Raw genomic sequence first — 23,956 nt, 5'->3', positions numbered from 1 at the left:
CATGTCGGTCTTCGCCCACCTGCCGATCCTGCCGATTCTCATTCCGCTGATCACCGCGGCGGCGCTGATCCCGATCGACGACCGCAACCGCGACCTGAAGGGCGTGGTCAGCGTCGTCTCCAGCGCGATCGTCTTCCTGGTCTCGCTGTCGCTGATGTATGCCGCCGCCGACCAGCCGGAAGGCCGGCCGCTGGTCTATCTGCTCGGCAACTGGGCCGCGCCCTATGGCATCGTCCTGGTGGTCGACCGACTCTCGGCGCTGATGCTGGTGCTGTCGAGCCTGGTGGCGCTCGGCGCGCAGACCTTTTCGATCGCCCGCTGGCACCGCCAGGGCTTCCACTACCATTCGCTGTTCCAGTTCATGGCGCTCGGCGTCAACGGCGCCTTTCTCACCGGCGACCTGTTCAACCTCTTCGTCTTCTTCGAGATCATGCTCGGCGCCTCCTATGGCCTGCTCCTGCATGGATCGGGGCCGATGCGGGTGAAGAAGGGGCTGCATTACATCGCCATCAACCTCGCGGCCTCCTCGCTCTTCCTCCTTGGCGTCAGCCTGATCTACGGGGCGACCGGCACGCTGAACATGGCCGATCTCGCGCTGCGCATCGGCCAGCTGAACGTCGAAAACCGCATGCTGATGGAAGCGGGTGCCGCTCTGCTCGGCATGGCCTTTCTCGTCAAGGCGGCGATGTGGCCGCTCGGCTTCTGGCTGGCCGGGGCCTATGCCGCCGCCAGCCCTCCCTCTGCCGCCTTCTTCGCCATTCTCACCAAGGTCGGCGCCTATATCCTTCTCCGGCTTTCCATGCTGCTCTTCGGCGCGGCGGCCGGGCCTTCTGCGGGTTTCGGCCTGAATGTGCTGCTCTATGGCGGGCTCATCACCATCCTCTTCGGGCTGATCGGCGTGCTCGCCTCCCAGGCGCTCGGGCGGCTAGCGGCCTATTGCATCATCACCTCCTCGGGCACGCTGCTGGCCGCGATCGGCATTGCCGACAAGGCGGTGATCGCCGGCGCGCTGCTCTATCTCGTCACCTCGACGCTCGCCGCCGCCGCGCTCTTCCTGCTGATCGAGCTGATGGAGCGCGCGCGAGACGCCGGGGCCGACGTTCTGGCCGTGACGATGGAGGCCTATGGCGATGACGACCAGGTGGAGACCGAGGTCGGCGTGGCCGTGCCGCGCACCATGGCGCTGCTCGGCCTCTGCTTCGTCATCACCACCATGCTCCTGGCCGGGCTGCCGCCCTTTTCCGGCTTCCTCGCCAAGGTCTCGATCCTGCACGGCCTGTTCGGAAGCGGCCCACCGGGCGCGGCACTTTCCTTCCATGGCCTTGATGGCGCGCAATGGACCTATGTCGTGCTGCTGATCCTGTCGGGCCTGTCGACGCTGATCGCCATGAACCGCGTGGGCATCCGCACCTTCTGGACCTCGATCGAAGGCACGGTTCCGCGCGTCTACCTGATCGAGATCGCCCCGATCATGCTCCTGCTCGGCGCCTGCCTGGTGCTGACGCTCGGGGCCGGCTCCGCGCTCTCCTATCTGGATGCGACCGCCAGCGCGCTGGTCAACCCGCAAAGCTATATCGAGCCGGTGCTTTCCGCGCCCCGCGTGCCGAGCCCGGGGGAGCCATAGGATGCGCTACTGGTTTCCCTTCCCCTTCCTGTCGCTCGGCCTGCTCCTCTTCTGGGTGCTGATCAGCCAGTCGGTCTCGCCGGGAACGCTGGTACTGGGCGGGGCGCTGTCGATCGCGCTCGCCTGGGCCATGGTCAATCTGGGGCCGCACAAGAGCGTGCCCGGCCGGGTGCGGCCGCTGTTCCGCCTGGCCGGTGCGGTGCTGGTCGATGTCGTCCGCTCCAACATCGCGGTGCTCCGCGTCATGCTCGGCCGGCGGGGCAAGCCGGCGACCTCGGGCTTCCTGACCGTCGATCTGACGCTTCAGGACGAGAACGCCATTGCGCTGCTCGCCTGCATCCTCACCGCCACACCTGGCACGGCCTGGCTGGAATTCGACCGCACGACCCGCCAGCTGACGCTGCACATTCTCGATACGGCGGATGGCATGGACTGGCAGCACATCATCAAGACCCGCTATGAGCGGCCGCTGACGGAGATCTTCCAATGAGCGAACTCCTGATCATCTGGTGCATGCTGCTGGCGCAGCTGATGCTCGGCGTCGCCATGGCCTGCACGCTCTACCGCATCATCTTCGGCCCGCGCGCGCAGGACCGCGTTCTGGGGCTCGACGCGCTCTATGTCTGCGCCATGCTGCTCCTGCTGACCTTCGGCATCCGCACGGCCAATGTCATCTATTTCGAGGCGGCGCTGATCATTGCGGTGCTCGGTTTCGTGTCCACCATCGCTTTCGCCAAGTTCATGATGCGCGGCGAGGTGATCGAATGACGGTTCTCGACCTTCCCGCCTGGGCTGCCATTCCCGTCTGCCTGCTGCTGCTTCTCGGCGCGGGCAATGCTCTGGCCGGCGCCATCGGCCTTCTCAGGCTGAAAAGCTTCTATGCCCGGCTGCATGCGCCCTCGCTGATGGTCAGCGGCGCCACGATCCTGATCTGCCTCGCCTCCATGCTCACCTTCGCCGTGCTGCAGAACCGCTGGGTGTTTCACGAGCTGGCGATCATCGCCTTCATGATCATCACCACGCCTGTCACGCTGATGCTGCTCGGCCAGGCCGCGCTCTATCGCGACCGGGCGGAGGGCTCGCAGGAGGTGCCGCACAAGGAAGAGGGGCTGAAGACGGAAGCCGCGGTGGAGGAGTAGAGCATCGGACCGAAACGCGCAAAAGCATTATAGGAATAGACCGGATGCGAAACAGGCCCTATTCGCCCCGCCCGCGAAAGCGGCGCTGGTAGCCGGCATCATACAGGGCACTTTCGCGAAACTCTGCACCATCCGCAAGGCCGCGCCCAACGAAGACGATCGCCGTGCGCTCGATCGGCTCCGCCCGGACCTGATCCTCAATGGTCGCCAGCGTGCCCCTGAGAACGCGCTGGTCCGGCCAGGAGGCCTTGACCACGATCGCAACGGGACAATCCGCGCCATAGAGCGGCGTCAGCTCGGCAACGATCCGGTCCAGCGCGTGAATGGCGAGATGGATGGCGAGCGTCGCCCCGGTCGCGCCGAAGCCGGCAAGGGTCTCCCCTTCGGGCATGGGCGAGGCCCGGCCGGAGACGCGGGTCAGCACCAGGCTCTGCGCGCGGGCGGGCTGGGTCAGTTCGCGGCCGAGAACGGCAGCGGCGGCGGCAAAGGCCGGCACGCCCGGCGTCAGCGTATAGGCGAGCCCCCTGGCGTCGAGACGGCGGATCTGCTCGGCCACCGCGCTCCAGACGGACAGATCGCCGGAATGCAGCCGCGCCACATCCTGCCCCGCTTCGGCCGCGCGAACATATTCCGCCTCGATCTCGTCGAGCGACATCGGCGCGGTGTCGACGATGCGCGCGCCCTCGGGACAATAGGCGAGCAGATCCTTCGACACGATCGAGCCGGCATAGAGGCAGACCGGCGATGCGGCGATCAGGTCGCGCCCGCGAACGGTGATGAGATCGGCGGCACCGGGCCCGGCGCCGATGAAATGAACAGTCATGCAAGATCCTTGGTCAGGGCGCGGCGCGCCTTAGATGCCGCCCCTGCGATCCGCATTGCCACGGAAAGGACGGGCCGGCCGCGCACGCGGTGCCGTCTCGTTCTTCTCGAAATTGCACGCCGGGGCAAGGGTGAAGTGAGAAAGGCCGAAGGGGAGTGGCGCCAACCTCCGGCGCAGGTCGCCGCGCTACACCCAGATCGTTTCCGTCTCCTGCTCCGGCTTTGTCCAGACCCACTGGGTGATCGGCATGGCCGGCCGCCAGCCGGTCATGCCGCCGACGGGAGCGGCGCTTGCCAGGGCGATCCGGGTCAGCGCGCCGCCGAGCCGGGCGTGATGGTCTAGCAGGACACGCTCCATCTCCAGCGTCACGGCATTGGCGACCAGCCGCCCGCCGGGGCGCAGCGCGTCGAGAACCGCCGGCATCACCCCCGCCACGCTGCCGCCGCCGCCGATGAAGATGGCATCCGGCCGTGCAAGTCCGCCAAGCGCCTCCGGTGCCGTGCCCGGCACGATCTGCAGGCCCGGCACACCGAAGGCGCGGGCATTCTCCCCGATCCGCTCGGCGCGGACTGCATCCGCCTCGATGGCGACGGCGCGCAGCGAGGGATCGGCCAGCATCCATTCGATGGCGATCGAGCCGGAACCCGCGCCGACATCCCAGAGCAGCTCGCGATGGCGGGGGCCAAGCGCCGAGAGGGTCAGCGCGCGCACCGCCTGCTTGGTGATCTGCCCGTCATGGGCAAACAGGTGGTCGGGAAGACCCGGTGTGAAAGGCAGGATGCGCGCATCCGGCCCCGCTACGACCTTGATGGCGCAGAGATTGAGCGCTGCGACATCCTCAAGGGCAAACTCCGCAGCCCTATGCCGGGTGATGCGCTCCCGCGCGCCCCCCAGCGCCTCCAGCACGGTGAGCCGCGACCCGCCGAAGCCGGTCGCAGACAGCAGCCGGGCCAGCTCCGCCGGCCCCTTCTCGTCGGAGGTCAGCGCCAGAATCCGGCGGCCAGGATGGAGATGCGGGCGAATGAGATCCAGGGGACGGCCATGCAGCGAGAGACAGGTGACCTCCTGCAGCGGCCAGCCGAGCCGAGCGGCCGCCAGGCTGAAGGCCGAGGGCGCGGGGATCGTGTGCATCTCCCTTGTATCGACATGGGCCGAGAGCGTCGCGCCGACGCCGTAGAGAAAGGGATCGCCAGAGGCGAGCACGACGACGCGCCGGCCGCGCGCGGCCAGCACGGCCTCCACCGAACGCGAGAACGGGCTGAGCCAGGCCTGCGCCGTGCCTTGGATCAGCGGCCCGGCCAGCGCCAGGTGGCGGGCGCCGCCGAAGACCAGCTCGGCCATAGCGATCCGACGCTTGGCCTCGTCGCCAAGACCGGCTAGACCATCCTCCCCGAGGCCGACCAGGGTCAGCCAGGGCGCGACCAAGCGGGTTTCGGCATCATCCATGCAGGCTCATCCTCATCTTCTGATCCTCGGCGGCACCACGGAGGCGCGGCAACTGGCCGAACGCCTCGTGCACCTCGGGCATGATCGCATCACCCTGTCGCTCGCCGGCCGCACCGAGCAGCCGCGCCCGCTGCCGGTTCCCGTGCGCATGGGCGGCTTCGGCGGGGCGGAAGGGCTTGCCGCCTATCTCAGGGAGAAGGCGGTGGACCTGCTTGTCGATGCCACCCATCCTTTCGCCGCACGGATCTCCGCAAATGCGGAAGTCGCCGCCGCGCAAACCGGGGTGCCGCTGCTGGTGCTGCGCCGCCCCGGCTGGAAGGCGATGGCGGGCGACCGCTGGCACCGTGTCGGCTCTATCAGCGACGCCGTGGCGGCCCTTGGCGCAGGGACACGCCGGGTGTTCCTCGCCATCGGCCGGCAGGAGGCCGCCCTGTTCGAACGCGCGCCGCAGCATGCCTACCTCATCCGCAGCGTCGATCCGATCCTGCCGCCGCTGGCGCTGCCGGACGCGCGCTTCATCGAGGCCTGCGGCCCCTTTGCCGAAGCCGACGAACGGGCGCTGCTGACGACGCACGCCATCGATGTCATCGTCGCCAAGAACAGCGGCGGTTCGGCCACCTATGGCAAGATCGCCGCCGCGCGCGCGCTGGGGCTCGACGTGATCCTGGTCGACCGGCCGCCGGAGGGCGCAGCCCCCGTCTTCGAGACGGTAGAAGCCGCGCTGGCGGCCATCGCTCACGGCGTGTATCCGCCCGCGCCGGCGGAAAAGCGCGGGGTGTAGACGAGATCGCCCTGCCCGGGCCGCGCGACGATGCGCGTTTCGGCGCTGCCGATGATGACGCAGGTCGCCATATCGGCAAGCGCCGGATCGGCCGTTTCCAGCGCGAGAACCCTGATCGCCTCGTCCGGCCGCCCGGCCGCCCGGCCGAAGATCACCGGAACGCTTGCCGGCAACACCGCGCGCAGTGTGTCGAAGGCTTGCCCGAGCTGCCAGGGCCGGGCGCGGCTGATCGGATTGTAAAGCGCGATGACCAGCCCGGCCTCGGCCGCCAGCTGCAGCCGCCGGACGATGACGGACCAGGGCTTGAGATTGTCCGACAGCGAGATCGCACAGAAATCATGGCCGAGCGGCGCGCCGGCGCGCGCGGCAACGGCCAGCATGGCGGTCACGCCCGGAAGGATCTCCAGATCGACGCCGGCATAGGCCGCGGGATCGCGGTCGATCGCCTCGCAGACGGCGGCGGCCATGGCAAAGACGCCGGGATCGCCGCCGGAGACCATGCAGACGCGGTGCCCCTCGCGCGCACGGTCCAGCGCCTGACGCGCACGCGCCAGCTCCTCGCGGTTGTCGGAAGCGATGCGGGCCTGATGCGGGGCGAGCGCCAGCCGGTCGAGATAGGGGCCATAGCCGAAGAAGAGATCGCAGGCCGCCACGGCCGCCTGCGCCTGCGGCGTCATCTGCTCGGGCGCACCGGGGCCGGTGCCGATCACGATCAGGCGTCCGGCGCCCGGGCGAATGACGTCAGAGAGCGTTTCGGGAGAGGCCGTGCTCATCGCCGCCCCTTCCAGCCGGGCACCAGCACCAGCGAGAAATAGGGCGCGGCATCGTCGGCCTTCTCGGCGAGCGGCACCATCGCCGCATTGGCCATGGTGCCGCGCTCGACATAGACCGCCTCGGCCAGCTTGCCGACCGAGGCCAGCGCCCGGCGGATCTTCGGCAGGTTGCGCCCGACCTTCATGATCACCGCGGCCTCGGTATCTCCCAGCCGGCGGGCAAGCTCCGCCTCACTGAGCGTGCCGGGCAGCACCGAGAGAATATCGTCGCCCTGGACGATCGGCAGGCCGGCGACCGACCAGCAGCCGGACATGGCGGTGATTCCGGGAATGACCTCGGCGGAAAAGGTGCCGGCAAGCCGGACATGCAGATGCATATAGGAGCCGTAGAACAAGGGATCGCCCTCGCTCAAGCAGGCCACGGTGCGGCCCGCCACCAGATGCGCGGCCACGGCTTCGGCCGAGCGGTCGTAGAAATCGCCGATCTGGCTCTTGTAGTCGTCGTGTTCCTTGTCGATCTCGGTGGTGACGGGATAGTAGAGCGGCAGCTCGACGATGCTGGGCTTCAGCAGGCCATCGACGATCGACCGGCCATTGCCGCGCCGGCCGGCCTTGGCGAAATAGGCCAGGACATCGGCGCTTTCGAGCGCGCGCAGCGCCTTCACCGTCAGAAGCTCGGGATCGCCGGGGCCGGTGCCGACGCCGATCAGCCGCCCCTGGGCGGGCAGCGGTTCCGCCATCGCGCTCACAGGCCCGGCCTCGCCAGCGCATTGACGGCCGCCGCCGTGATGGCGGAGCCTCCCAGTCGCCCGCGCACGATGGCGAAGGGCACGCCATAGGAGTGCTCGGCCAGCGCCTCCTTGGATTCCGCCGCGCCGACGAAGCCGACAGGCATGCCGAGGATCGCCGCCGGCTTCGGCGCGCCGTCGCGCAGGAGTTCGAGCAGATGGAAGAGCGCGGTTGGCGCATTGCCGATCGCCACCACGGCACCGTCCATGCGCTCGCGCCAGAGATCGAGTGCCGCGGCCGAACGGGTATTGCCGATGGCGGCGGCAATGGTGGGCGTCTCGGGATCGCGCAGGGTACAGAGGACGGAATTGCCGGCGGCAAGCCGCGCGCGGGTGATGCCATCGGCCACCATGAAGGCATCGCACAGGATCGGCGCGCCGGCGGCAAGGGCTGCCCGCGCCGCCGCGACGAAGCCGGGCGAGAAGACGAAATCGCGTGCGGCCTCCGGCAGGCCGCAGGCATGGACCATGCGCACGGCGATCTCCGCCTCTTCCGCGGAGAAGCGGGACAGATCCGTCTCGGCGCGGATGATGGCGAAGGATTGCCGGTAGATGGCGTCGCCATCGCGGATATAGTCGTAGTCGGCCATGCCTATCCCTGTTGAAGCGCTGCGGCGATCCCCGCCGGCCCCAGCCGTCTCAGGCACGCGCGGGCCGATTCGCCCGCCAGCCGCGCCCCGCTCACGCACCGGGAAAGCCGTGTCAGTGCCCCGTTCAGGTCGCTCACGTCAAGAGCGATCGACGGCGCATCGGCCGCCTGCCCCTCCAGAACCAGACCGAGCCGCTCCTGTGCGGGCCCGCCGACCAGCGTCAGCGCCGCCGCGCGCGGGTGGGCGCAGCCCTTGGGACAGCCCGAGACATGCAGGCGGACGCTCCCGTCGAGAAGCGGCGCCAACCGCTCCGCCGCCTGTGCAGCGATCCCCTTGGTGTCAAGACAGGCGGAGGCGCAGGCCGGACGTCCGGCGCAGGCGGCCACCGCGCGGGCCGGATTGTCAGGCCTGGTGATAAAGCCGAGCGCCTCGGCCCGCGCCATCAGCCGCCGCAGCGCGGCCTCGCCAAGCGGCGCGACGATCAGCCCGTGATCGGGCGCGAGCCGCAGTTCGGCGGCGCCCTCCGCCTCCGCCTGCTGGAGGAAGGTGAGGAGATCCGCCGCCCTTGCCTGTCCGAAGGCAAAGCCGAGGCCGAGCGCGAAGCCCCTCGTCATGGGATCGCCAGATCGGAAATTGATCGGGCCGAGATCGATCGGACCGACCAGCGTGACCGCCTCCGGGCGCGGCGACTGCCGCGCGCTACCGCGCTTCATTTCGGGCGCACGCCCTTGCCCTTGAAGCGCTCCTGTTTCCGCCCCCAGTTCATTCTCCGGCTCTGCCGGCTTCTCTGGCGTTGCCGCCTCAAGCGCGGGAAGCGTCAGGGTCGCAGGGTCGAGATCGCGGCCGCGCGCCGCGCGTCCCAGCTGCGCCAGTGCCCGCAGGCTGGCGCGCACCGCCACAACCGCGCCCTGCGCATCGAAAAGCCCGGCGTCTTGCGCACCAAGGAACAGGCGCCAGCGTTCTGCCGCCTCGGCGACCAGTCTGAGATCGGCGATCAGGCCCGAGAGATCGACTTGCCCCCCCTCATCGATCACGATCGACAGCTTGGGTGCCAGACGATCCGTGAAGCCGGACGACCCGGCCTCTTCCTCCGCGAGAACCGCGCGCAGCCGCTGCGCCATCGCCTGCCCGTCGGCCAGCGCCTGGCGATCGAGACCGGAAAGCGGGGAGATTTCGACGGCGGGCGCCTCGGCCAGCGGAAAACCTGATTGCGCCACGTCATCCGCGAAGTCCGCAGCGCTGCGCGCCGTCAGGCCGCGCACTTGCAGGCTGCCGCGCGCGGTGATTTCCACCAGACCCGAACCATGGCGGTCCGCAGCCAGGAGCACCGTGCGCACCATGCCGAGCGGCAGGGCAGGCTCGCGCGGCCTCAATCGTGCGAGAAGCCCGTCGCCCGTCGGCATGGGCGCGGCCAGCGTTGGGCAGGCGCCGCGCCGCCAGGCCGTTACCGCCTGCCGCGCCCCGCTCATGTCCATCCCCGCATCCGCCATCCGCGCCTCGCCGCTTTTCTCCTGGCATAGCGCATCCGGGCGGAGGAGACAAAGCGGCAGAACAGAGTTCACGCTGTCAAGGCGGGCGACGCTGTCAAGGCGGGCGCATGGGATCAGCGGTGTGGGCACGCATTGGCGGATCCCGACGACGCGGAAAAGGGTGGGCCTGTTCCGGCCCGTCACCTACGAACGCGGCTTTCGCAGGAGATAGATATCCATGATCCAGCCATTCATCGCCCGCGCCTCGGCCCGGCGGGCGGCGATCTCCTCGCGCAGCTCGCCCAGGCGCCCAGAAAGGACGATTTCCTGCGGCATGCCGAGATAGGCGCCCCAATAGATCTCCGCATCGAGATCCTCCAGCGCCAGGAAGGCCTGTTCGCCGTCGAGCATCACGACCGCCGTGTCGGGCGTCGCGGGGAAATCCTCGGCCAGCCGCCGTCCCGTGGTGAGCGTAACAGGAGCGCCGATGCCGTTGAGCGGGATCTGGTGGCGGGCGGTGAGCAATTGCAGGCTGGTGATCCCGGGAATGACCGAGAGGGTGAAGTCGAGCCCCGTGGCCCTGACCCGGTCGAGAATACGCAGCGTGCTGTCATAGAGCATCGGGTCGCCCCAGACGAGGAAGGCGCCGGTTTCCTCAGGACCCAGCGCCTCGGCGATCAGTTGCGCATGGTTGCGCGCAAGCGCGGCATGCCAGTCATCGACGCTCTCGCCATAGGTCACGCCCGCCGCCTGCCGCCGTGGAACGATGAAGGCCTGTTCGCGCTGATCCATGCGGGTGACATGGGCGGCGATCACCCGCCGGCGCGCATCGGCCAGCGCGGCCTTCTCCTCGCCCTTGTCCGGCAGGAAGAGCACGTGGGCGCGGTTGAGCGCCTTCACCGCTTCGATTGTGACATGGTCCGGATTGCCCGTGCCGATGCCGATCACCGCGATGTGGCGCATCGCCCGCTCCTTCAAACAGAGCCGAAACAGGCTCTCGCATAGACATGGGTCGGGAGAGCTGATCGGGCGGAAAAAATCAAGCCGGAAAGATCGCTTGAAAGCAATGGCTGGAGTGGCACAACCTGAAACCCGGTGGCAGAACAATTTTTACGACATGCCGCCGCATTTTGGCCGCGCGGATGATATTATCACACGCGACTGTGATCGAGCCGGCCGGATTCGCAGGACAGAGGGGCCGCGATCGGCTAGGGAAATGCGTCGGGGCGGGCGCAAGAGGCCAGAGGCGAAACCCCGGCATCGAGGCGTTGCGCCATTCGAGGATGCGCGCATTGCGGCAGGGGCCGCCCAGGCGGGCAGAGCGGTAACTATACCGCGGAACACATCTTTAAAGCGGATTTGATTTAAATCGACACAAGACCGGAGCCGCCTCACCCGTTTGGAGGCGGCGAAGGGCACCGGAACAGGGCTAGAGTGACGACCGGCAAGGCCGGACGACGATCGGCCGGGCGGTTTAGAGGGCGTAGCGGGGACATCATGATGAAGACCCAGGGCAAGACAGGCAGCACCGATCCGGGCCAGGCGCTCAAGGCCTGCAGAAGCGCCTTTATCGGCGTGGGGATCGCCAGCGCGCTGGTCAACCTGCTCTATCTCACCGGCTCCTTCTATATGCTGGAGGTCTATGACCGCGTTCTGCCTTCGCGCAGCATTCCCACGCTGATCGCGCTCAGCGTGCTCGCGCTGCTGCTCTATGCCTTCCAGGGCGCCTTCGACATGATGCGCGGCCGTATGCTGGTGCGCATCGCCAATGCGCTGGACGAAGCGATGAGCGGGCGGATCTACCGCGCCGTGGTGCAGGCGCCGCTCAAGGTGAGGATGCAGGGCGACGGGCTACAGGCGCTGCGCGACTTCGACCAGGTGCGCAGCTTCCTCTCCGGTTCCGGACCCACCGCGTTCTTCGACTTGCCCTGGCTGCCACTCTACATCGTCATCTGCTTCCTGTTCCACCCGCTGATCGGCACCGTCGCCATCGTCGGCTCGCTGATCCTGATCGCGCTGACCTTCCTGACCAATCGCGGCACGCAGGCGCCCTCGCGCCGAGCGGCGGAAGCCGGCAACCACCGCAACGCTTTCGCCCAGTCCTCCCGCCGCAATGCCGAGGTGGTGCAGGCCATGGGCATGCTTGGGCGCATGTCCACGCTCTGGGCGGAGAAGAACGACAGCTATCGCGAGGAAAACCGCATCACCTCGGATGTCGGCAACGGCTATGGCGCCGTGTCCAAGGTGTTCCGCATGGCGCTGCAGTCGGGCGTTCTTGCCACCGGCGCCGTGCTGGTGATCGAGGGCATGGCCTCGCCCGGCATCATCATCGCCGGCTCGATCCTCACCGCGCGCGCGCTCGCCCCGGTGGAGCTCGCCATCGGCAACTGGCGCGGCTTCGTCTCCGCCCGGCAGAGCTGGCAGCGGCTGAAGGACATGATGGTGGCCCTGCCCGAGCAGCCCGCACCGCTCGAACTGCCGCCCCCGTGCGAACGGCTGACCGTCGAGACCCTCTCCGGTGGCCCGCCCGGCGTCCAGCGCCTGATCTTCGCCGATATCAATTTCACGGTTCCCGCCGGCAGCGCACTCGGCATCATCGGCCAGAGCGCCTCGGGCAAATCTTCGCTCGCCCGCGCCATTCTCGGCATCTGGCCGCCGCTGCGCGGCTCGGTGCGCCTGGACGGCGCAGCGCTCGACCAGTGGGACAGCGACCGCCTCGGCAGGCATATCGGCTATCTGCCGCAGGATGTGGAGCTGTTCGGCGGCACGGTGGCGCAGAACATCGCCCGCTTTGCCGAGGACGCCACGGCGGAAGCCGTGGTCGCCGCCGCCAAGGCCGCCCGCGTTCACGAGCTGATCCTGCGCCTGCCCAATGGCTACGAGACCGATATCGGCGATGGCGGCACCGCGCTCTCGGCCGGCCAGCGCCAGCGCGTGGCACTCGCCCGCGCGCTCTATGGCAATCCCTTCCTTGTCGTCCTGGACGAGCCAAACTCCAACCTCGACGCCGAGGGCGAGCAGGCTTTGTCGGAAGCGGTGATGAGCGTGCGCGCCCGCGGCGGCATCGCGCTGGTCATCGCCCATCGCCCGAGCGCGCTGGCCGCCGTCGATCTGGTTCTGGTGATGAAGGACGGCCGCATGCAGGCCTTCGGCCCGCGCGACGAAACGCTGGCGCAGGTGCTGCGTCGGGATACACCGCGCCCGGCCCAGGCGGCCAGCATCGGCGGCGGCCACCACCCCGCGCTCAAGGTGGTTGAAGACAAGGAAGCCGGCGAATGACCTCAGCTCAGACTTCGGGTGTCCGGACATCGGGCAGGCCCGCCTCCGGCCGTCCCCCCGCAGCCGGCACCGCGCGCGGCTCGCTCAAGCGCCACATGCTGGCGATCGGCGTCATGGCCGTGGTTCTGGTCGGGGGCATCGGCGGCTGGGCCGCCACCACCTCGCTGTCGAGCGCGATCGTCGCCGGCGGCACGGTCGTGGTCGAGAACAATGTCAAGAAGATCCAGCACCTGACCGGCGGCATCGTCGGCGAGCTGAAGGTGCGCGAAGGCGACCGGGTCGAGGCCGGCCAGGTGCTGATCCGCCTGGATGGCACGACGGTGCGCGCCAACCTCTCGATCGTGCAGAACACGCTCGCCCAGCTCTATGCCCGCCGCGCCCGGCTGATCGCCGAGCAGACCGGGGCCGAGACCTTTGACATACCCGAGCGCATCGACGCGCTCACCGACAGCACCTCTGCAAAGCTTCTGGAAGACAGCGAGCGCAAGCTGTTTGAAAGCCGCCGCAGCGCGCTCGCTGGTATGAAGAGCCAGCTGGAGGCCCGCAAGGGCCAGCTTCGCGACGAGGTCGAGGGGCTGACGGTGCAGCTGGCGGCGATTGCCGATGCGCTGACGCTGATCGATCAGGAGCTTTCCGGCGTGGACAAGCTCTATGCCCAGGGCCTCGTGTCGATGCAGCGCGTCACCACGCTCAAGCGCGAAAAGGCCCAGCTCGAAGGCGATCGCGGCGCCCGCATCGCCTCGCGCGCCCAGTCCGCCGGCAAATCCAGCGAAATCGACCTGCAGATCCTGCAGCTCGGCGAGGACCGTCGCACCGAAAGCGCCAAGGAACTGACCGAGGTCGAGGGCCGGATCGCCGAATATGAGGATCGCCGGGTAGCGGCCCTCGACCAGCTCAAGCGGCTGGACATCACCGCGCCAATCGCCGGCCGTGTCTACCAGCTCGCCGTCCACACAGTGAACGGCGTCGTCAATCCGGGCGAACAGCTGATGCTGGTCGTGCCGGAGGCCGACAATCTGACGGTCGAGGCCCGCATCAACACCACCGATATCGACCAGATCCACCTGGGACAGCCGGTGGAGGTGCGCTTCAGCGCCTTCAACCAGCGCACCACGCCGGTGATCGATGCCGAGGTGGTCAATATCGCGCCCGATCTCGTGACCGACCAACGCACCGGCGTCTCCTACTACCCCCTGCGCATCCGGCCGAAGCCTGAAAGCCTCGCCCAGCTCAAGGGCCTGAGCCTTTATCCCGGCATGCCGGCGGAAACCTATATCAAGATCGCCGACCGCACCGTCGTCTCCTACCTCGCCAAGCCGCTGACCGAACAGATGCAGCGCACCTTCCGCGAGGATTAGGAGGGCAGCCGGAGGATCGCTTTCTTCCGGCTGTCTGATCACAAGATGCGATGACCCTTGTCGTCCAGGAAATCGCGTCGGGGGTGCGCAGCGATAAAGCTTGCGTCGTTACGGTGCGCCCGATTTCGGTCCCATCCGCAACGGCTTCGCATGCCGTCTTCACTATGGCAGTCCCGCCCGCGACATCATCCTCGGGCTTGACCCGAGGGTCTACGCAGGTTGCAGCAGGCAAGAGCATGGTGGAGATCGGGGTCAGCCCCGCGCCTGCGATGGCAGAAAATTCTGCCTCCGCCTCGGAAAAATGCGTCGCGCCCGCCTGACGATATGCTAAGCCGGGCCATGCACCATGATGCGCCGCACCATGCCGTCCGACCTTCTTGCGGGCCCGGCGGCGGCAGGACCTCCCGATGAATACAAAACGCAACGGCTATCTCTTCACGCTCCTGGCCATCGTCATCTTCACGATCCAGGACGCGGTGTCCAAGCATCTCGGCGCGATCTATCCGCCTGTGGTGATCACCATGATCCGCTACTGGGCCTTCGCGATCTTCGTGGTGCTGATGGCGATGCGCGCCAAGGGCGGGCTGAAGGCCGCGATCCGCACGCGGCGGCCGCTGCTGCAGCTGACGCGCGGCGTGCTGCTGGCCGCGCAGATCGTCACCGTCATCTTTTCCTTCACCCTCGTAGGGCTGGCGCATACGCAGGGGATCCTGGCCGGCGGGCCGATCTTCATCGCGCTTTTGTCGATGGTGCTGCTTGGCGAGCGTGTCGGCTGGCGGCGCTGGAGCGCGATCGGCGCCGGTCTCGTCGGCGTTCTCATCATCATCAATCCCGTGGGTACGCTGGAGCCGGCCATTCTGGTGCCGCTGCTCTGCTCCGCCTTTTTCGCCTTTTATGCGGTGGCGACCCGGCTGGTGAGCCGCGAGGACAGCGCGGCCACCAGCTTCTTCTACACCGGCATCGGCGGCGCGCTCGTCACCAGCCTGGTCGGCCCCTTCTTCTGGCAGCCGCTGGCGATGCATGACTGGGGCTGGATGGGGCTTTTGTGCCTTACCGGCATGTCCAGCCACTTCTTCCTGATCAAGGCCTATGAATATCTCGATGCCTCGGAGGTGCAGCCCATCAGCTATCTCCAGGTGGTGCTCGCCTCCATCGTCGGCGTCACCGTATTCGGCGAGACGCTGACCGCAAACATGCTGGTGGGCACCGCCATCGTGGTGGGGGCCGGCATCTTCACCATCTGGCGCGAAAGCGTGGTCGCGCGCCGCACGGCGCCGCCGGCGCAGGTCAAGGCGACCGCCGATCTCTGATCTGGCCCCGGGATCAGGCGCTGGCCGGAGCCTCCGGCAGGCGCCAGTCGATCGGCGTCTGCTCATGGGCGACCAGAAAGTCATTGGCCTTGGAAAAGGGCCGTGTGCCGAAAAAGCCGTTATGCGCCGAGAGCGGCGACGGATGGGCCGAGCGCAGCACAAGATGGCGCTCGCGATCGACGAAACCGGCCTTCTTCTGGGCGTAAGAGCCCCAGAGGATGAAGACGACGGGGTGCGGCAGGCTGTTGACGGCACGGATCACCGCATCGGTGAAGCGCTCCCAGCCCTTGCCTTGATGCGAGGCGGCGCTGGCGCGCTCCACCGTCAGCACGCTGTTGAGCAGCAGCACGCCCTGGCGCGCCCAATGCTCCAGAAAGCCGTGGCGGGCGGGGGGGATGCCGAGATCGCTTTCCATCTCCTTGTAGATATTGACCAGCGAAGGCGGAATGCGCACGCCCGGCCGCACGCTGAAGGACAGGCCATGCGCCTGGCCCTCGCCATGGTAGGGGTCCTGCCCGAGAATGACGACCTTGACCGCGTCGAGCGGCGTGAGGTCCAGCGCCCGGAAATACTCCGCGCCACGCGGGAAGATCTGCTTGCCCGCCTGCTTCTCTGCCTGCAGAAACTCTTTCAGCGCCGTCATATAGGGGCTGGTGAATTCCTGCGAGAGCGCCGCCTTCCAGCTCTCTTCCAGCCGCACCGCTTCGCTCATCCCAGCCATCCTTCATGCCGACACAGGTCGTTCTGACATAGGACAGCCGCCGCCGCTCCGAAAGAGCTTTCCTCGTCTGCCGGTAGCGTCGTCGTCGCGTTATATTTTACAGAATATAAGGCTGGCCTTGGTCAGGGCTTTCGCTATATTCGCGCGGATATGTCGATCTCTTGACCCCGGAGACCTCATGCCGATGCCCCGTTCCCCCGCCATGCAAGCGCCTTTGCACCGCCAGTCTCAGCCCCGCCGCCGCCTCGCAGGCCTTCTGGCGGCGCTGGTGCTTATCGGCGGCGTGCTCGCTGCCCTTGCGCCCGACGCCGCGCGCGCCGAGGCACCGGTGACGGTCTTCGCCGCCGCCAGCCTGAAGACGGCGCTGGATGCGGTGAATCAGGCTTTCACCGCCGAGACCGGCAAGCCGGCGACAGCCTCCTATGCCGCAAGCTCGGCGCTCGCCAAGCAGATCGAGGCGGGCGCGCCGGCCGATCTCTTCATCTCCGCGGATGAGGACTGGATGAACGATGTCGCCGGCAAGAAACTGATCCGCGCTGAGACGCGCACCGATCTGCTCGGCAACCGGCTGGTGCTGGTCTCGGCAAAGGCGGAGGGCGCACCGGTCGAGATCGGCCGCGATTTTGATCTCAAGGGCAAGCTCGGCGAGGGCCGGCTCGCCATGGGCGCGGTCGAGAGCGTGCCCGCCGGCAAATATGGCAAGGCGGCCCTGGAACATCTGGGGCTGTGGGACGGCGTGAAAGACAGGGTCGCCGGCGCGGAAAATGTCCGTGCAGCCCTGCTCCTGGTCTCGCGCGGCGAGGCGCCCTTCGGCATCGTCTATGAGACTGACGCCGCCGCCGATAAGGGCGTGCATCTCGCCGGCCTCTTCCCCGCCGGCAGCCATCCGCCGATCGTCTATCCCGCCGCGATCCTGACCGATTCGCACAATCCGGCCGCCGCCGACTATCTGGCCTTCCTGCGCTCGGACAAGGCTGGCGCGATCTTCAAGGCGCAAGGCTTCACGCTGTTGTCGCGATAGCGCGCATCCATCCTCCAGCGCGCGGCGCGCCCTTTCAGAAGAACAGGCAGAGGCGTGATCGATCTTTCCTTCAGCCCGGCGGAATGGACCGCGATCCGGCTTAGCCTCAAGGTGGCGCTGGTCGCCATGCTGGCGAGCCTGCCGGTGGCGCTGGCTGTCGCGCTGCTGCTGGCGCGCGGACGCTTTGCCGGCAAGGCGCTGCTGAACGGGCTGGTGCATCTGCCGCTGATCCTGCCGCCGGTGGTCACCGGCTATGGCCTGCTGCTGCTCTTCGGCCGGCGCGGGCCGGTGGGCGCCTTTCTGGAGCAGACGGTCGGCCTCGTCTTTTCCTTCCGCTGGACCGGCGCGGCGCTCGCCGCCGCCGTCATGGGCTTTCCCCTGATGGTGCGCAGCATGCGCCTGTCGATCGAGGCGGTCGATCGCCGGCTGGAAGAGGCGGCGGCCACGCTCGGGGCTCCTCCCCTCCTCGTCTTCCTCACCGTCACCCTGCCGCTTTGCCTGCCGGGGGTGATCGCCGGCATGATCCTGAGCTTTGCCAAGGCCATGGGCGAATTCGGCGCCACCATCACCTTCGTCTCCAACATTCCGGGCGAAACGCAAACGCTCGCCTCGGCCATCTACAGCTTCACCCAGGTGCCGGGCGGCGATGCCGGGGCGCTGCGGCTCACTCTCGTGTCCGTCGCCCTGTCCCTGACGGCCCTGATGCTCTCTGAAGCGCTGGCGCGGCTGACCGCGCGCCGGATCGGGCTCCCATGAATCAGGACAAGGATAGGAGCCTGGAGGTCCGCCTGAAGACGCCGCTCGGCGCGACGCGCCTCGATATTGGCTTTACCGCCGGGGCCGGCGTGACCGCGCTGTTCGGTCCCTCGGGCGCAGGCAAGACCTCTGTTCTCCGGGCGATCGCCGGGCTCCTGCGGCCGGAAGAAGGGCTGATCCGCTTTTGCGGGCAAACCCTGCTCGACACGGGCGCGGGCATCGCCGTGTCCCCGCATCGGCGCGGCTTCGGCGTGGTGTTTCAGGAGGCGCGGCTGTTCCCCCATCTCTCGGTGCGCCGCAATCTGCGCTATGGCGCCGTCTTTTCCCAGGCGCGCGGCCGACCGGATTCGGCGGAGTTTGCCCGCATCGTCGATCTCCTCGGCATCGCACCGCTTCTTGAGCGCGCCCCGCGCCATCTCTCCGGCGGCGAGCGCCAGCGCGTGGCAATTGGCCGGGCGCTGCTCGCAGCCCCCCGCCTGCTGCTGATGGACGAACCGCTCGCCGCGCTCGACGAGAACAGGCGCAGCGAGATCCTGCCCTATCTCGAGCGGCTGCGCGACGAGACGCGGGTGCCGATCCTCTATGTCAGCCATTCGGTCGCCGAGGTGGCGCGGCTCGCCGATCAGGTCGTTCTGATCGACCGGGGACGGGTGGCCGGCGCCGGGCCGGCCGCCGAAACGCTCGGGCGCGCGAGCCTTATGGCCGGCGCTTCATCGCGCGAGCGCGGCGTGGTTCTGGAGGGCCGTGTCGCGGGCGCCCAGCCGGAAACGGGCGTGACCACGGTCGAGATCGCAGGCGCGCGCCTGCGCCTTGCCGAGGAAGGTCTCGCCCCCGGCGCCGCCGTGCGTCTGAGGATCGCCGCCCGCGACGTCATGCTGTCGCTGCGCCCCGTGGAGGGCATCAGCGCGCTCAACAGCCTGCCGATGCGCATCGCCGGCCTGACGCCGCTGGACGGCCGGACGATGGAGGTGCGGCTGGAGCAGGCGGGTGGCCTGCATCTTCTCGCCCATGTCACCACGGTCTCGGCGCAGGCCCTTGGGCTTGCCGTGGGTCTTGCGGTGCATGCGCTGGTGAAATCGGTGGCGCTCGATCATTTTCGCTAAAGCGTCGGATCGGCAGGTGGGAACCGGTCTCGCAAAAACCCGATGCTTGCAATCCATGCCTAAGCCGCAGGAGACGGGCGGCCGGCCTCCTCGGGATCCGCGCGCGATCGGGGGCCTCCGGCTTCAACGCTCGGGCTGCGATCCACCCTTCCCGCCCTGTGCATCCTGCGCGGCTGGAGCCGTCTCTCGTCCGCCATCGGCAGCCGGGCCGGCTGGCCGGTGCGCCTCCAGCCAGGCAAGGTCTTCCGCCAGCGCTTCGCATGCCCGCGCTTCCATGGCCCGGAAGCGGGCGACGAGCTCCGCGCCGAACGGGGTCAGCGCCGCCCCTCCCCCCTGACGCCCGCCGCGCTGCGAGCTGACGACCTCCTGCGCGAACATGGCATTCAAGGCCGAAACCAGCAGCCAGGCGCGGCGGTAGGACATGTCCATGGCCCGGCCAGCCGCCGAGATCGAGCCTGTCTCGACGATCAGTTCCAGAAGCCGGATCTTGCCATGGCCGAGCCGATCTGCCGGAAAATCGACGCGGAGAACAGGTTTAAGCGCGGGGGTGGCGGGCATGCTGACATCCTCCTTGCCCGCATGAGGAGCTGGGGCGTCCGTGAACGGGTCGGCGATTGCTCCTTGTTTCATCTGGGCGCGCCGCCGTCCAGAGCGCGCGCGGACAGACACCGCGGACCCTTCGACAGAATCCTGTTGCTGCGCGAAAACAAGCGGCTTGCCTGTCCTGACAGAAAGCGCCAGATGCGCCACTATTCTCTCCCGCCGCTTATCCGACGATACGACGGAAGCCGCTTTCAAAAGGCTAGAGCATCAGACTGAAAATCGCACGCAGTCCGATGCTCTAATTTTTTGTTTTTGCATCGATTTCTCCGAAAACCGGTTCCCACTTTTCGGTCCGATGCTCTATCCTCACCGCCGGGCCTCTGCCGTTGCCAGGCGGCCATGGCACCCCGCCTTTGACTATCTTGCTCAAGGACTGACCCCGCATGCCCGGCCCGCGCCTCGATCCCGTTGAAACAGATCAGAACCTGCCCGCAAAGGCCGATGTCGTCATCATCGGCGGCGGCATTGTCGGCGTCTCCACGGCGCTGATGCTGGCCGAGCGCGGCGTGTCCACCGTGCTCTGCGAAAAAGGCGTTCTCGGCGGCGAGCAGTCGAGCCGCAACTGGGGCTGGGTGCGGGTCATGGGCCGCGACCGGCGCGAGATCCCGCTGGCAATCGAGGCGCTGAAGATCTGGGACGGGCTCGATGCGCGCGTCAAGGGCGAGACCGGCTTTCGCCGCGCCGGCATTCTCTACATTTCCGAAACCGAACAGGACGTGGCCAACCGGGATCGCTGGATGGAGCTTGCGCGCCTCCACGGGCTCGACACCCGCCAGATCGGCCCGACGGAGACGGCGGCGCTGATGCCGGGGGCGAAGGTGCACTATCTCGGCGCGATGGTGACGGCGAGCGACGCACGGGCGGAACCGCAAAAGGCGGTGCCGGCCATTGCCGCCGGCGCCCGGGCGCGCGGCGCCATCCTCCTTGCCGGCTGCGCCGTGCGCGGCATCGAGACGAGCGGCGGCCGCGTCAGCGGCATCGTCACGGAGAAAGGCCGCATCGCCTGCTCCACCGCCATCGTTGCCGGTGGCGCCTGGTCACGTCTCTTGCTCAAAGGGCTCGGCATCACCCTGCCGCAACTGAAAGTGCGCAACAGCGTTCTGCGCACGGGACCCGTCGATGGCGGACCGCAAGGCGCCGGCGCGACCGCAACCTATGCCTATCGCAAGCGGCTCGACGGCGGCTACACGATTGCCGGCGGCAGCGACAATCTACACGCGCTGGTGCCCGACAGTTTCCGCTTCCTGCGCCTCTTCGCGCCGGCGCGAAAGGCTGAAGCCGGCTCGGTGAAGATCGGGCTCAGCGCCCGTTCCTTCGAGGAACTGTTCGAGATCCGGCCCGTGCCGCTCGACCGACCCGGCGCGTTCGAGCGCCATCGCATTCTCGACCCCCGGCCGGAGGAGGCCTCGGCGCTGAAGGCCTTCGCTGCCGCAAGGGCCGCCTTCCCGATCTTCAACGGCGCGGCACCGGCGCAGATCTGGGCCGGGCTGATCGACGTGACGCCGGATGCCGTTCCCGTCATCTCCACGGTGGAGAGCCTGCCGGGCCTCGTAATCTCCACGGGCTATTCAGGCCACGGCTTCGGCATCGGTCCCGGCGCCGGTCACCTGACCGCCGATCTGGCGCTGGGCGACGCGCCGATCGTCGACCCCGCCCCCTTCCGCCTGCAGCGCTTCTTCGATGGCACGCCGCTGGAACTGGCGCCGCCGGTCTGAGGCGCATGGTGCCCGGAGCATCGGACTGAAAAGTGAGAACCGGTTTTCGGAGAAATCCGATGCGTCAGATGTGCAGCTCCAGGCTCTTCAGGCCGGGAAGGATCAGATGCGGCGCATGGTCCGGATATTCGTCCGGCGCGGCCGTGCGGTTGATCCAGACCGTGCGAAAGCCGAAGCGGGAGGCGCCGGCAATGTCCCAGCGGTTGGCGGACTGGAACGAGACCGACTGCGGATAGAGCCGGTAGGCCGTCGCCACCATTTCATAAAGGGCTGGGTCGGTCTTGTAGGTCTTCACCGCATCGGCGGAAAAAATATCGTCGACAAGCGTGTCGAGCGCCGCCCGCTTTACCGCCGCCTCCAACATCGCCTCCGTGCCATTGGACAGAATGGCGACGCGCGCGCCATGCGCCTTCAGGGCATGCAGTACGGCCGGCACGTCCTCATAGCAATCCAGCGTCCAATAGCTGGCGAGAAGATCGTCGCGCAGCGTGGCGGGCAAGGCGGGATAGGCGGCCAGCGCATGGTCGAGCGCCTGTTCCGTCAGCTGCCAGAAGTCGCGCCATTCGCCCATCAGCGCATGGGTCCAGGAGTATTCCAGCTGCTTGCGCCGCCACAGCGCCGAGAAGGCCTCGGCCTGCGGCCCGAGAGCCTGGGCATGCGCGCGCACGGCGGCATGCACGTCGAACAGCGTGCCATAGGCATCGAAAACATAGACCGACGGCGTCATTTCCACCTCCCATGCGCAGACGCAGCCTTCACCACACACCCTGAACCGCAAAGGCTGTCAGGATAAACATGCAGAAAAGACAAGGCTTTGCGGGCGCCACTCATCCCATTTGACCGGTCCCGCAAGCCGCAGGGCCCGTCCACGTCAGGTGAGAGCATATAGAGGCGTTCTTGCGACGCACAATATCGGCGCGCTGCGAAAGATGCGGCGACGACGGCGCGGATTTATGGCCTTGATGAGTTATGCCTTGAATTGCGGATAGGAGCGAGTGATGATGCGGGCCTGCACAACCGGCCAGCGCTCGGGTGGCTATGACGATTTCGGATGCCCCAGCCGCAATATGACGGGTGGGCGTGAAAAGGACGAGCGCAATCGGCAAGCGCCTGAACCGGACACCATTTTGAGTGAGTGTTATCGGCTGCATGGCAGATTGGTCGGGCTTGTGGCCATCCTCCGCGTGCGCCGGTCGAGAATTGACGATGCGTCCTTGCTGGCACGAGAGCGTGCTCAGCAACGCGGATTTGACTGGAGAGCGGGATGGGCGATCTAAATCATAATTTTAGTCTCGGAAATTTGAATATCGGAAAATACTACAAGAATAAAGAATTATTTTTAATTTCAATATATATAATTATGGGATTTTTCCTTTACTTTTCCCCGATGAATTTTGAAAAGGCAAAAGAAATATATTTTATATTCCCGGACTTCTTTATAAATAAAGTTCATATATTAAATGAAAAAGAAAGTGGCTTGGGTTCAAAGATTATTACTGTATCTATGTTTTTCATTATTTCCATTTTTTTGGGAGTTATAATAGATTTAATCATGATATTAAGATATTCTCCCACATTGCCGCCTGAAGATAGGAATAAATTTTTTAATATTCTATTAAAATATTCAATTTTTGCTTTATTTTTTGTTTCACTGCTTCTATCCAATCTGGAAAATACGTCAATCAGACGCTCGTCACCGATCGCTGCCATCTCCTTTGCCGCATGGCTTACTTCGATAATGATGACTTTATGGACCTTTTATATCGTCACGAGATTTTTCGTGCGACACACCAACGACAGCCCGTAACGCACATATCGACATCAGCGATCATCAATGCGGCTTGGTATCGCGCGGGAGCAACTCGGATGTGCGTTCGATTGCGTCGTCCAACGGACTGACAACCGCAGGGGTTCCCGGCTGTCATCGACATCCTGCCGGGCGGCCTGCACAAACCCGAGGCGCCTCAGCCCTTGGCCGGCTTCCAGACCTTGGCAGGGAAGCGCAGGGCCTGGCGGGCGAGCTTGCCCTTCAGGCCGATCTGCGTGTCGCAGAGCGTAACCACATGGCGGTTGGGCTTGGCTTCGGGGCGCAGCATATGCAGCGTGGCAGCGGCCTGCTCCGGCTCCATGTAGCGGCCGAGGATGCCGAGCGCCAGCGCCGGGGCGCGGCCGATGCCGCGCAGACAGTGAACAAGCAGGTGGGCGTCCTCTGGAAGGCCATCGACAAAGGCGAAGGCCTGCTCGATCGCCTCCAGGCGCGCGCCCTGCGGATCCTCCTGGTCCAGCGCATCGCTGAAGATCAGCTGCAGGTGGTTTTCCGGCGGCAGGTCGATCATCGACAGAAGCTTGGTGCCGGGCGCACGGATCGAGATCAGATGGCTGGGCGCCCAACTCGCGCGATTGTGGCGCGCCTCCGTCTGCGAGGCGACCATCATGCGCACGGGCCACCCGTTCGGATGCCGCTCGTTTTCCCGCAGGATCGGCGTGAAATACTCTTCGACCTGCTTTTCGGCCGCACGCGCCATCTTGTCTTGCCCCACTGATTCTCATGCCCCGCCCAAGTTTATCCAAGGTCGAGCATGAGGCAAGCTTGCGTCTATCACTTTCGTCTCACGAAAAGCGGTCGACGCCGCCTCGCGCCATCGGCCCGATGACGT

24 protein-coding genes are annotated in these 23,956 nt (G+C 66.9%); 12 read left to right on the top strand and 12 right to left on the bottom strand.

Annotated features, from left to right (window positions below):
• The first annotated feature begins 1 nt into the window (after position 1).
• The 4 genes from BJF92_RS01970 to mnhG are packed head-to-tail and all read left to right on the top strand — an operon-like array spanning position 2 to position 2,763.
• On the top strand, positions 2-1,624 hold the full coding sequence (locus BJF92_RS01970; RefSeq protein ID WP_075633090.1) for a monovalent cation/H+ antiporter subunit D: 1,623 nt from the start codon (positions 2-4) through the stop codon (positions 1,622-1,624).
• Position 1,625: 1 nt separating this feature from the next.
• Positions 1,626-2,114: a Na+/H+ antiporter subunit E gene (locus BJF92_RS01965; RefSeq protein WP_075633089.1), complete on the top strand. Its 489-nt coding sequence runs from the start codon at positions 1,626-1,628 to the stop codon at positions 2,112-2,114.
• Positions 2,111-2,392 carry a K+/H+ antiporter subunit F gene (locus tag BJF92_RS01960; RefSeq protein WP_075633088.1) on the top strand — a complete coding sequence of 94 codons (282 nt, stop codon included), beginning with the start codon at positions 2,111-2,113 and terminating at the stop codon, positions 2,390-2,392. Before BJF92_RS01965 ends, BJF92_RS01960 begins: the two co-directional genes overlap by 4 nt.
• On the top strand, positions 2,389-2,763 hold the full coding sequence (gene mnhG / locus BJF92_RS01955) for a monovalent cation/H(+) antiporter subunit G (protein WP_075633087.1): 375 nt from the start codon (positions 2,389-2,391) through the stop codon (positions 2,761-2,763). The genes BJF92_RS01960 and mnhG overlap by 4 nt, the downstream gene beginning before the upstream one ends.
• A 58-nt stretch (positions 2,764-2,821) precedes the next feature.
• Here mnhG and cobM read toward each other — a convergent pair whose 3' ends face one another.
• Positions 2,822-3,586, bottom strand: a complete 765-nt coding sequence (cobM, locus tag BJF92_RS01950; RefSeq protein WP_075633086.1) for a precorrin-4 C(11)-methyltransferase — start codon at positions 3,584-3,586, stop codon at positions 2,822-2,824.
• Between the two features lie 186 nt (positions 3,587-3,772).
• Positions 3,773-5,032, bottom strand: coding sequence for a precorrin-6y C5,15-methyltransferase (decarboxylating) subunit CbiE (gene cbiE, locus BJF92_RS01945; RefSeq protein ID WP_075633085.1), 1,260 nt, complete (start codon positions 5,030-5,032; stop codon positions 3,773-3,775).
• Here cbiE and BJF92_RS01940 point away from each other — a divergent pair.
• Positions 5,031-5,813, top strand: a complete 783-nt coding sequence (locus BJF92_RS01940; protein WP_075633084.1) for a cobalt-precorrin-6A reductase — start codon at positions 5,031-5,033, stop codon at positions 5,811-5,813. The two genes, cbiE and BJF92_RS01940, sit on opposite strands and share 2 nt — an antisense overlap.
• Here the strand turns inward: BJF92_RS01940 and BJF92_RS01935 are convergent.
• The 5 genes from BJF92_RS01935 to cobF all read right to left on the bottom strand — a co-directional run bounded on the left by BJF92_RS01935 (position 5,768) and on the right by cobF (position 10,396).
• Entirely contained in the window at positions 5,768-6,586 is an 819-nt protein-coding gene (locus BJF92_RS01935; protein WP_075633083.1) for a precorrin-3B C(17)-methyltransferase, read from the bottom strand. The two genes, BJF92_RS01940 and BJF92_RS01935, sit on opposite strands and share 46 nt — an antisense overlap.
• Positions 6,583-7,326, bottom strand: a complete 744-nt coding sequence (locus BJF92_RS01930; protein ID WP_075633145.1) for a precorrin-2 C(20)-methyltransferase — start codon at positions 7,324-7,326, stop codon at positions 6,583-6,585. Before BJF92_RS01930 ends, BJF92_RS01935 begins: the two co-directional genes overlap by 4 nt.
• A gap of 5 nt (positions 7,327-7,331) precedes the next feature.
• Complete coding sequence (locus BJF92_RS01925) at positions 7,332-7,964, bottom strand: precorrin-8X methylmutase (RefSeq protein ID WP_075633082.1); 633 nt, start codon at positions 7,962-7,964, stop codon at positions 7,332-7,334.
• Positions 7,965-7,966: 2 nt separating this feature from the next.
• A complete protein-coding gene (cobG, locus tag BJF92_RS01920; RefSeq protein ID WP_210187596.1) occupies positions 7,967-9,433 on the bottom strand; it encodes a precorrin-3B synthase in 1,467 nt (488 codons plus the stop codon).
• Positions 9,434-9,637: 204 nt separating this feature from the next.
• Positions 9,638-10,396 (bottom strand): precorrin-6A synthase (deacetylating), encoded by a 759-nt coding sequence (gene cobF, locus BJF92_RS01915; RefSeq protein ID WP_075633080.1) that lies wholly within the window; start codon positions 10,394-10,396, stop codon positions 9,638-9,640.
• Between the two features lie 537 nt (positions 10,397-10,933).
• Here cobF and BJF92_RS01910 point away from each other — a divergent pair.
• The 3 genes from BJF92_RS01910 to BJF92_RS01900 all read left to right on the top strand — a co-directional run bounded on the left by BJF92_RS01910 (position 10,934) and on the right by BJF92_RS01900 (position 15,380).
• Entirely contained in the window at positions 10,934-12,712 is a 1,779-nt protein-coding gene (locus BJF92_RS01910) for a type I secretion system permease/ATPase (protein WP_425356441.1), read from the top strand.
• Between the two features lie 95 nt (positions 12,713-12,807).
• Complete coding sequence (locus BJF92_RS01905; protein ID WP_075633144.1) at positions 12,808-14,070, top strand: HlyD family type I secretion periplasmic adaptor subunit; 1,263 nt, start codon at positions 12,808-12,810, stop codon at positions 14,068-14,070.
• Positions 14,071-14,477: 407 nt separating this feature from the next.
• Entirely contained in the window at positions 14,478-15,380 is a 903-nt protein-coding gene (locus BJF92_RS01900; RefSeq protein WP_075633078.1) for a DMT family transporter, read from the top strand.
• 13 nt (positions 15,381-15,393) lie between these two features.
• On the opposite strand, the gene ung is transcribed toward BJF92_RS01900, so the two are convergent.
• Positions 15,394-16,092, bottom strand: coding sequence for a uracil-DNA glycosylase (gene ung, locus BJF92_RS01895; RefSeq protein ID WP_075633077.1), 699 nt, complete (start codon positions 16,090-16,092; stop codon positions 15,394-15,396).
• A 211-nt stretch (positions 16,093-16,303) separates the two neighbouring features.
• Between ung and modA the strand changes: the two genes are divergently transcribed.
• From modA to modC, 3 genes are read left to right on the top strand one after another with little or no spacing between them, the layout of a single operon-like run.
• Positions 16,304-17,122 (top strand): molybdate ABC transporter substrate-binding protein, encoded by an 819-nt coding sequence (gene modA / locus BJF92_RS01890; RefSeq protein ID WP_075633076.1) that lies wholly within the window; start codon positions 16,304-16,306, stop codon positions 17,120-17,122.
• 54 nt (positions 17,123-17,176) lie between these two features.
• Positions 17,177-17,878 (top strand): molybdate ABC transporter permease subunit, encoded by a 702-nt coding sequence (gene modB / locus BJF92_RS01885; RefSeq protein WP_425356438.1) that lies wholly within the window; start codon positions 17,177-17,179, stop codon positions 17,876-17,878.
• Entirely contained in the window at positions 17,875-18,981 is a 1,107-nt protein-coding gene (modC, locus tag BJF92_RS01880; RefSeq protein ID WP_075633075.1) for a molybdenum ABC transporter ATP-binding protein, read from the top strand. Before modB ends, modC begins: the two co-directional genes overlap by 4 nt.
• Positions 18,982-19,104: 123 nt before the next feature.
• Here the strand turns inward: modC and BJF92_RS01875 are convergent, their stop codons facing one another.
• Entirely contained in the window at positions 19,105-19,539 is a 435-nt protein-coding gene (locus BJF92_RS01875; protein WP_075633074.1) for a winged helix-turn-helix domain-containing protein, read from the bottom strand.
• Between the two features lie 428 nt (positions 19,540-19,967).
• Here BJF92_RS01875 and BJF92_RS01870 point away from each other — a divergent pair, with 428 nt between their 5' ends.
• Complete coding sequence (locus BJF92_RS01870; protein WP_075633073.1) at positions 19,968-21,299, top strand: NAD(P)/FAD-dependent oxidoreductase; 1,332 nt, start codon at positions 19,968-19,970, stop codon at positions 21,297-21,299.
• A 64-nt stretch (positions 21,300-21,363) separates the two neighbouring features.
• On the opposite strand, the gene BJF92_RS01865 is transcribed toward BJF92_RS01870, so the two are convergent.
• The 3 genes from BJF92_RS01865 to BJF92_RS01860 all read right to left on the bottom strand — a co-directional run bounded on the left by BJF92_RS01865 (position 21,364) and on the right by BJF92_RS01860 (position 23,824).
• Complete coding sequence (locus tag BJF92_RS01865; RefSeq protein WP_075633072.1) at positions 21,364-22,026, bottom strand: haloacid dehalogenase type II; 663 nt, start codon at positions 22,024-22,026, stop codon at positions 21,364-21,366.
• A gap of 722 nt (positions 22,027-22,748) precedes the next feature.
• Positions 22,749-23,009 (bottom strand): hypothetical protein, encoded by a 261-nt coding sequence (locus BJF92_RS24880; RefSeq protein WP_143523858.1) that lies wholly within the window; start codon positions 23,007-23,009, stop codon positions 22,749-22,751.
• A gap of 254 nt (positions 23,010-23,263) precedes the next feature.
• Entirely contained in the window at positions 23,264-23,824 is a 561-nt protein-coding gene (locus BJF92_RS01860) for a phosphatase (RefSeq protein ID WP_075633071.1), read from the bottom strand.
• Between the last annotated feature and the right edge of the window lie 132 nt (positions 23,825-23,956).

The sequence above is a fragment of the Xaviernesmea rhizosphaerae genome (genome assembly GCF_001938945.1).
Taxonomy (GTDB): Bacteria; Pseudomonadota; Alphaproteobacteria; order Rhizobiales; family Rhizobiaceae; genus Xaviernesmea; species Xaviernesmea rhizosphaerae.
Note: the sequence above shows the minus strand (reverse complement) of the source record. Positions and strands in the feature narration are given on the sequence as shown.